This window comes from Tateyamaria sp. (genome assembly GCF_059783535.1).
This window is the reverse complement of sequence record NZ_JBYNDP010000145.1, coordinates 1-8631: the sequence shown is the minus strand read 5'-3', so window position 1 is coordinate 8631 and position 8631 is coordinate 1. Positions and strand designations below refer to the sequence as shown.

At 61.9% G+C, this 8631-nt stretch carries 8 protein-coding genes; 4 read left to right on the top strand and 4 right to left on the bottom strand.

What is annotated here, in order from left to right; genetic code table 11:
* The 3 genes from AC6RA8_RS19175 to cysG form a co-directional block, all read right to left on the bottom strand.
* Positions 1-1115 (bottom strand): nitrite/sulfite reductase (locus AC6RA8_RS19175; RefSeq protein WP_500354933.1); only part of this gene is annotated, 1115 nt, incomplete at its 3' end.
* Positions 1115-1438 carry a DUF2849 domain-containing protein gene (locus tag AC6RA8_RS19170; protein ID WP_500354931.1) on the bottom strand — a complete coding sequence of 108 codons (324 nt, stop codon included), beginning with the start codon at positions 1436-1438 and terminating at the stop codon, positions 1115-1117. The genes AC6RA8_RS19175 and AC6RA8_RS19170, both read right to left, overlap by 1 nt.
* A complete protein-coding gene (cysG, locus tag AC6RA8_RS19165; RefSeq protein WP_500354930.1) occupies positions 1438-2853 on the bottom strand; it encodes a siroheme synthase CysG in 1416 nt (471 codons plus the stop codon). Before cysG ends, AC6RA8_RS19170 begins: the two co-directional genes overlap by 1 nt.
* A gap of 140 nt (positions 2854-2993) precedes the next feature.
* Here cysG and AC6RA8_RS19160 point away from each other — a divergent pair, with 140 nt between their 5' ends.
* A complete protein-coding gene (locus AC6RA8_RS19160) occupies positions 2994-3461 on the top strand; it encodes an Lrp/AsnC family transcriptional regulator (RefSeq protein ID WP_039687413.1) in 468 nt (155 codons plus the stop codon).
* 222 nt (positions 3462-3683) lie between these two features.
* Here AC6RA8_RS19160 and AC6RA8_RS19155 read toward each other — a convergent pair whose 3' ends face one another.
* Positions 3684-4850, bottom strand: a complete 1167-nt coding sequence (locus AC6RA8_RS19155) for a cytochrome P450 (RefSeq protein ID WP_500354928.1) — start codon at positions 4848-4850, stop codon at positions 3684-3686.
* Between the two features lie 65 nt (positions 4851-4915).
* Here AC6RA8_RS19155 and AC6RA8_RS19150 point away from each other — a divergent pair, with 65 nt between their 5' ends.
* The 3 genes from AC6RA8_RS19150 to dctP all read left to right on the top strand — a co-directional run.
* The gene (locus AC6RA8_RS19150) at positions 4916-6649 is read left to right on the top strand and encodes a sensor histidine kinase (protein ID WP_500354934.1); all 1734 of its coding nucleotides are present in this window, start codon (positions 4916-4918) and stop codon (positions 6647-6649) included.
* Positions 6646-7875, top strand: coding sequence for a sigma-54-dependent transcriptional regulator (locus tag AC6RA8_RS19145; RefSeq protein ID WP_500354926.1), 1230 nt, complete (start codon positions 6646-6648; stop codon positions 7873-7875). The genes AC6RA8_RS19150 and AC6RA8_RS19145 overlap by 4 nt, the downstream gene beginning before the upstream one ends.
* A 244-nt stretch (positions 7876-8119) precedes the next feature.
* Positions 8120-8631, top strand: a 512-nt coding sequence (gene dctP, locus AC6RA8_RS19140; protein ID WP_500354924.1) for a TRAP transporter substrate-binding protein DctP, incomplete at its 3' end; no start/stop codon positions are given.

Here is an 8631-nt window from a genome sequence, read left to right as displayed (position 1 = left end):
TGGCTGATGCGCAGCTCGTCATGGGCAAACTCTTCGGCCAGATCAGCCATCAGGCGCATCTGATCGGCTGTCGCGTCGCCGGGGGTATGCCCGTGTTTCTTCAGCGAAATCGACACGATCTTGTACCCGTCGGCCTTGTGGGCGGTCAGGTTGGTGTCGGCCCACGACCGGAACACCGGATCGTTGTGATAGGCGTCCTTGAACGGGGCCTCGGACTTCGTGACAAAGGCCGGAGCCGCGAAATGTTCTTCGATCTCGCGCAGCATCTGCACGTCCACGCCAGAGAAAGTCTTGCGCGTCTCTTCGAACCGTTCATCAACCAAGCGGCGGATTTCATCAATGCCGTGCTCATGCACGGTGATCTTGATCCGCGCCTTGTACTTGTTGTCGCGGCGGCCGATCTGGTTCCAGACGGATACAATGGCCTCAAGATAGGGCAGCAAATCAGCTTCGGGCAGGAAGTCATTGATAATCTTGCCAATCATCGGGGTGCGTCCCAGGCCGCCACCAACAATGATCTCATAGCCGCGCGCGCCATCGCGCTCGACCATGCGGATGCCGATGTCATGCGCCTTGGTCACGGCACGGTCATTGGGCGACCCGGTGATGGCGATCTTGAACTTACGCGGCATGAACTGAAACTCAGGGTGGTCGGTGGACCACTGGCGCATCAGTTCTGCCACAGGGCGCGGGTCGGCAATCTCGTCCGCCGCGGCACCGGCAAAATGGTCAGCCGTCACGTTCCGGATCGTGTTGCCGGACGTCTGAATGGCGTGCATGCCCACCTCGGCCAGCGCGTCCAACATGTCCGGTACGTCTTTCAATTCGGGCCAGTTGTACTGGATGTTTTGGCGCGTGGTGAAATGGCCATAGCCCTTGTCCCAGCGCTCGGCGATCTCTGCCAGCTTGCGCATCTTGGCCGAGGACAGTGTGCCATAGGGGATGGCAACGCGCAGCATGTAGGCGTGCAACTGCAGGTACAGGCCGTTCATCAGGCGCAGGGGCTTGAATTCGTCCTCGGTCAGTGCGCCAGAGATGCGGCGCTCGACCTGGTGGCGGAACTGGGCGTTGCGTTCGGTCAGAAACGCGGTGTCGAACTCGGAATAGCTATACATCAGTATGCGTCCTCATGTTCGCCTTCGGCAAAGTCCACTTGCTTGCCATGGGCGTAGTTGCTCGGGCCGGTGGCCCGGAAGGTTTCGCGAAAATGGGTCGGGACGGGCTTGCCATCCTCAACGGCGACGTCAGCCAGATAGGCGCCGACGACTTCGTCGACCTGTTGCGAGGCTTCGATCAGGCGCAGATCGGCATCAGCCTCATCGGTCAGCACCTCGGCCTCGTTCAATGTGCGGGTCCAGCCATCTGCGGTCTGGTAGATCACATCGCCGGCCAGCAGGTGATTGGCGGTGACAACTTTGGGGGTGAACGCCTTGGGCATCAGTGCGCCTCCTGAATCTGTTCTTGCATCTGCGGCAGTGGGATCTCGGGGATGGCGGCCAACGCGGCACGGGGCGCCAGGCCAATGAAGGTGAGGGCCGGGCCGCCAAGACCAGCTTCGGTAAGGGTTGGCTCCATCTCAGCCACGGTGGTGGACAGGACCTGTTGGTCAGCCCGGCTTGCATTTTCCACGAAAGTCACGGGTGTCGACGGATCAATCCCGTGCATCATCAGGCGACCCTGGATGAAGCGGGCGGATTTCTTGCCCATATAGATGGCTGCGACTTCACCGGGTTGGGCCAGTGCCTTCCAGTCGTGATCGGCAAAGCCGCGCGTGTCGTGGCCGGTTAACAACCGGACAGAGGAGTTGCGGCCACGGCGGGTCAGCGACTGACCTATGGATGCCACAGCGGCAGAGGCGGCAGTGATGCCCGGTACGATGTGATAGTCGACACCGGCCTCGGTCACGGCCTCGATCTCTTCATCCAGACGTCCAAAGACAGTGGCGTCGCCGGATTTCAAACGCACGACCTGTGCGCCTTTCAGGCCATGTTCCACAATCAGATCATTGATGATCTCTTGCGGGGTGGAGGGGCCAAAGGCCTCTTTGCCCACATCGATCATGTTCGCTTCGCGGCGGGCCAGTTCGAGGATTTCCTTGGAAATCAGGCGGTCATAGATCACCACGTCTGCTTCATCCAAGGCTTTGCGCGCCTTGAGGGTCAGCAATTCGGGATCGCCGGGACCCGCACCAACAAAGGCGACATGACCCTTACGGGTTTCGCGCATCAAATGGTCGGCCAGCAGATCATCAAGTGCGGGTTGCACGGCCTCTTCGCCATCGCTCATCGCCTTGGGTCCGGCATTGAAATAGTAGTCGCGCCAGAAATCGCGGCGCGGGCGGCCAAAGGGCAGGGCGTCTGCCGCCTTGCGGAACGCCTTGCCGATGCGGGCCAGTGTGCCGAGGGACGTGGGCAGGCGTTCTTCCAGATCGGCTTTGATCGCACGCGCCAGCACGGGGGCGGCGCCCTCGGTGCCGATGGCGACGGTGACAGGATCGCGGTCCACGATGGCGGGGGTGATGAATTGGCTGTCGGCGAGGTTGTCGACGATATTGACCAGTGCGCCGTCTGCATGGGCGATGGCGGCGGTCCGCTTGTCTTCGGCCTCATCTTCGTCCGCGGCATAGAACAGCGCAGCACACATCGCATCGCCCGGCTCCATTGCGCGGTCGATCAGGTGCAACTTGCCTTCTGCAGCCCATGCCTTGATCTGGTCATCGGCGTGCGCCGCAAAGACCGTGATATGGGCCATCGTCTTCATCAGCAGGCGCAGCTTGGCCAGCGCTGCATCGCCGCCGCCTGACAGCACGATCCGCCGTCCGGCGGTGTTCAGGAAGATGGGGAAATGGTTCATATCGGCCTCGATCCCGTAAAACTGACCTCCAATATAGGAAATTATTCCGGTTTTCTGCTAGACAACTGCGCAGATAAGGATGATTGTTCTATCTCTGTGCAGGTGCAGAACGCCTGTTTCCCGATTTGGAGCGCTTTGGGATGTCTGTTCGCATCGACGACGTGGATCGCAAAATTCTGGCCGAGCTGCAGCGCGATGCCAGCCAGTCATTGGACGATATTGCCAAGGCGGTGGGGTCCTCGAAGACGCCCGTTTGGAACCGGATTCGCAAGCTGCGCGAGGCGGGCGTGGTGGGCCAGCAGACCGTTGTACTGGATGCGGAGGCGCTGGGGTTCGAGGCCTGTTTCTTTGTTCTGATACGCACGTCCGAGCACGAGGCCGACTGGCAGGCCAAATTCTTGCAGGCATTGCGCGACCGTCCTGAGGTGCAGGAGGCGCACAGGCTTGCGGGCGACATCGACTACATCCTCAAGGTGCGGGTGAAAAACGCCCGTGCCTATGATGCGTTCTATCAGGCGCTGATCTCTGAGGTGAGGGTGCACAACGTGACCGCACTCTTGTCGATGGAAGAGATCAAGTCCACCACGATGCTTCCATTGGAAACCTAACCAAATAGAGCGCTACCGCGCATTTCACATTCAGCCAGTGGCGAGGCGACGCTTTGCTTTTTGCGTCGCGTATGTTGGGCTGTGTGGAATGCTTTGCTGAGAGGCCGCTTAAGGCGCTTTGCGTCTTAAGCAGACCTGTTCGAGGGTGTTGTGAGTCGCGCCCGCGTCAAGGACACGCCGCCGTTGGCGGTGGCCTATGGCCATCCTTGACCCGGACCCGACTCACGCTGAAACGATCAGCCGGTCGAGTTTGTGGAAGTGATAGCTGTTGGCGTAGGCAGGCGGTTCGGTGATGCGCAGGTTGGGCATGGCCTCAAATAGGGCGGGTAGTGCGATCTTCATCTCAAGCCGGGCGAGCGGTGCGCCCACGCAGAAATGCAACCCGCCACCAAAGGCGACATGGGTGTTTTTCACACGGCTTGGATTGAATTGGTCGGGAGCCTCGAACACGGCCGGGTCCCGGCCTGCGGCCCCCAGCATCAGCGCAATCTCGTCACCGGGGCCAAGGCGGTGCCCACCCACTTCGATGGGCTCATAGACGTGCCGAGTGAACATATGCAGCGGTGGGTCAAAGCGCATGACTTCTTCCACCGTTCGGTCCACGCGATCTGACGCCAGCGCGTCGGTCTGGCCTGTCTCGATCAGCGCTTTCACGGCGTTGCCGAGGCTGTGCACCGTCGCCTCGTGCCCCGCGTTCAGCAGCAGGATACATGTCCCGATCATCTCGTCATGGCTCAGCGTCTGGCCGTCTTCCTCTGCCGCGATCAACTCCGTGATCAGGTCATCGCGGGGATCGTCCCGGCGTTCCTCGATATAGCCGCGCAGAAAGACCGAAAACTCCTTGGCCGCCGCATTCGCGGCATCCTCGATCGCCCGATCACGGCCTGCCTGGTACATCGCCACCATGGCCGACGACCAGCGCAACAGGTCCGGTCCCATCTCCTCTGGCACACCCAGCAGGCGCGCGATCACGCGGACGGGCACCAACTGGCAATATGTGGGGATCAGGTCAAATGGCTCCCCGGGCAGCCCCGCCAGCAGATCGGCACAGATCGCGCGAATGTCGTCCTCCAACCCCGCGATCCGGCGCGAGGTAAAGGCGTGCAGGACCAACCGGCGCAACCGCGTGTGCTCGGGCGGCTCCAACTCCAGCAGCGAATAGCGTTCCACCGCATCGAAATCGGTCAGATGGGCGGGGGCTACCCCGCGCCCCGGCACAGCACGGCCCAAACGCCGGTCGCGCAACAGCGCATGCACGGTGGCATGGTCAAAGGCCGCGTGCATCCTGTAATCCTGCCAATACAGCACCGGGCCGTCGGCTCGCGCACGGTCGTAAAAGGCGTAAGGGTCCTGAACAAAGGCGGGGTCATGCGGGGATTGGATCAACATGGGGGAGGTGTCTCAGGCCGGACGTGCCTTGGCAAGCCTTTGCGCAGGCGGATAGGGTGGCCGCCATGGGAAACGGATATCTCAGACGGATCAGTGTGGTGCTGGGCTTTGTTGCGCTTGTGGCGGCGGCAGCGGCAGGCGTCTGGCGCTACGGGTATTTCCAGGCGCTTGATCAACTGGCGCGGCAGGGGCAATCGGACCTTGCGCTCGCTTCGGACCGCCTGACAGGGCAGCTCCAGCGCTACCGTGAACTGGCGGTTCTGGTGGCGGATCACCCCCGTGTCAGTGCGGCACTTGCAGGGGAAGATGTTAGCCAGGTCGAAGCACTGTTCCTTGAAATTGCTGACAAAACAGCGGCCCAGGACATCCGCCTGACCAATGCAGAGGGGCTCGTGCTGGCCGCTGCGCGGTCTGATCAACCCGGTCTAGATATCGCGCCACTCGTGGCGCGCGCCGCGCAAGGGGCGCTTGGGTGGGGCAACGGGCGCACGGCGCAGGGCACGCGCGTCTTCGCATATGCGGCACCCGTCTTTGATGCGCGATCCCAGATCATCGGCATCGTGGTTGTGACGGCAGATCTTGCCGGGATTGAATGGGACTGGGTCGGCTCCAACCCTGCGGTCTTCTTCACGGATGCACAGGACCGGGTGTTCATCACCAACCGGTCCGAAATCGTCTTCTGGCAGCGCGAGGACGAGGGGCCCGGCCTGCGGCCAGCGACCGGCCCGGCTTTGCCCTTCGACAGTTACGAATTGGGGCGGCACGAAGTTTGGCAACTGGGGTGGGGGCCGTACCTGCCACAAAACGCCCTGCACCTGGTGCGGCCGTTGCCGGTGATTGGCATGACGGGTGAGGCGCTTGTGGACGTCGCGCCGGCGCGCCGCCTTGCGACGCTGCAGGCTGCAGCGGTGGCCGGACTGTGCCTAGCCTTCGGCGCGCTTCTGTTCCTTGCCACGGAACGGCGCCGCACATTGGCCGAAGCGAATGCGCAACTGGAACAGCGCGTGGCCGAACGCACCGCCGCCCTGTCCGACACCAACACCCAGCTCAGGCGCGAGGCCGAAGAGCGGGAAGAGGCACAAGCCGCCCTCGCGCGGGCGCAGGCCGACCTTGTTCAGGCGGGCAAGCTCAGCGCCTTGGGGCAGATGAGCGCGGGTCTTAGTCACGAACTCAATCAACCGCTCATGGCGATCCAGACCTATGCCGACAACGCCCAAGCCTTCCTGCAGCGCGACAAACCCGACCGGGCCGAGGACAATCTGGGCCGCATCGCCGACATGGCCCGCCGCATGGGGCGCATCATCAAGAACCTGCGCGCCTTTGCTCGGCAGGAAAGCGAACCGGCGCTGCGCGTGGACCTTGCCCAAGTGGTGCAAAGCGCGGTGGAACTGACCACGCCCCGCATGCGGAACGAGGATGTGACACTCACGCTCAACCTTCCCGACGCACCAGTCTGGGTGTCGGGGGGCGAGGTGCGGCTGGGCCAGGTCTTCGTCAACCTGATCTCGAATGCGGTCGATGCGATGGCAGGGCGCGACACGCGCGCGTTGACCATCGACATCCAAAAAACGTCCGTCATCATCTCCGACACCGGCCCCGGCATCGAAACGCCGGACCGTGTGTTCGACCCGTTCTATTCCACCAAAGAGGTCGGCGCATCCGAAGGGATGGGGCTGGGCCTCTCGATCTCATATGGCATCGTGCAAAGCTTTGGCGGTGAAATCCACGGCACCAATGGCCCGGATGGCGCCGTGTTCACAGTCGATCTACAGCCCTGGACCCAAGAGGTAGCCGCGTGACCACCCAAGTGCTGCTCGTCGATGATGACGCCGCCGTGCGCGACGCGCTGGCGCAAACGCTCGAGCTTGCCGATCTTGAGCCGATCCCGGCGGGGTCTTTCGTGGTCGCCAAGGATCACATCACACGCGACTTCGACGGCGTGATCCTGTCGGACATCCGGATGCCGGGGCGTGACGGGTTTCACCTGTTGGCGCACACGCGCAAGATCGACCCGGACCTGCCGGTGATCCTGCTGACGGGCGAAGGTGACATTCCCATGGCCGTGCAGGCGATGCGCGACGGAGCATTTGGATTTCTCGAAAAACCCTGCGCACCCAATGAGTTGCTTGCCGTTCTTGAACGTGCACTGAAAACCCGCGCGCTGGTTCTTGAAAACCGCCGCCTGCGGCAACTGGTGGAAAGCGGCGATCCGGCCGCCCGTATGCTCTTTGGCGAAAGCGATCTGGCCAATGGCTTGCGTGACCGCGTGCGGCTGCTGGCCCCGCTTGAGACCGAGGTGCTTGTGACCGGCGCGCCCGGCACAGGGATTTCCAAGGTGGCCGAAGTCATTCACCTCAGCTCCCTTCGGTCCAAGGCGCCCTTTGTCAAACGCGCCGCGGCCGATCTGCGTCCGAACGCACTGGCCGAGGCGATGGATAAGGCCAAGGGGGGCAGCCTGTTTCTGGACGAAATCACCGGGCTGCCTCATGCCAGCCAACTTGCCTTGCTCGAAGCGCTTGAGGCGGGTGAAGGCCCGCGACTGATCGCAGGCAGCACGCGCAACCTTGGCACAGCCGTGGAAGAGGGCGCGCTAAATGCCGATCTCTATTACAAGATTGAGATGTTCCCGATCCGCATTCCGTCCTTGAGCGAACGGCCCGAGGATATCCCAATCCTGTTCCGTCACTATGTCGCCCAGGCGGCAGAGCAGGCGGGCCTGACGCCGCCTGAACTGGCCCCTGACCATATGGCCGCCCTGATGGCACAGGATTGGCCCGGCAACGCGCGATCGTTGATGAGTGCCGCCATGCGCTTTGTACTGGGCATGCCCGAGGATGCGTCCAAGGCGGTTGATCTCGGCTTGGCCGAGCAGATGGCACGGGTCGAGCGCTCCTTGCTTGTTGCGGCGCTGGGGCGACAGAACGGGCATGCCAGCGCGGCTGCCGAAGCGCTCAGGCTTCCGCGCAAGACCTTCTACGACAAGCTCAAGAAGTACGGGATTCGGCCTGAGGACTATCGACGCTAACACTGTGTGGGTTTCCACACAGTGTTGCGCGGGGTCGTGCGAAAATCCGCACACGTAGGCGGCGCGCAACACCTGAGTTGCTTTCAGAATGGCCTTTAAGATATTGAAGAATAATGGATAAGTGGGGGCTAAAAGAAGTTAAGAACTTCCTTCTATGTACCCCACCGTACGCTCTGCTTTTATCCAATTCGCTGTCCCCGCGGGGACACATACCAAAAACACGATCTCTGGGAGGAGACAGACAATGAAATTCCTGACCGCCGCCGCTCTGGCATTGACCGTCAGCGCAGGCGCCGTGGCCGCTGCCTGTGACGATGGAGAAATCGTCATCAAGTTCAGCCACGTCACCAACACCGACAAGCACCCCAAGGGCATCGCCGCCACGTTGCTGCAAGAGCGCGTGAACGAGGAAATGAACGGCACCGCCTGCATGGAAGTGTTCCCGAACTCGACTCTCTACAACGATGACCAGGTGCTCGAAGCCCTGTTGCAGGGCGACGTTCAGATGGCCGCGCCGTCGCTGTCGAAGTTCGAGCAGTTTACCAAGCAATTCCGCATCTTCGACCTGCCGTTCATGTTCAAGGACATCGACGCCGTTGACGCGTTCCAGGCATCTGAAACCGGTCAGGCGATGAAGGAATCGATGACCCGCCGTGGTCTGCTGGGTCTGGCATTCTGGCACAACGGCATGAAGCAGATGTCGGCCAACAAGCCGCTGATGACACCTGCGGATGCCAACGGCCTGAAGTTCCGCGT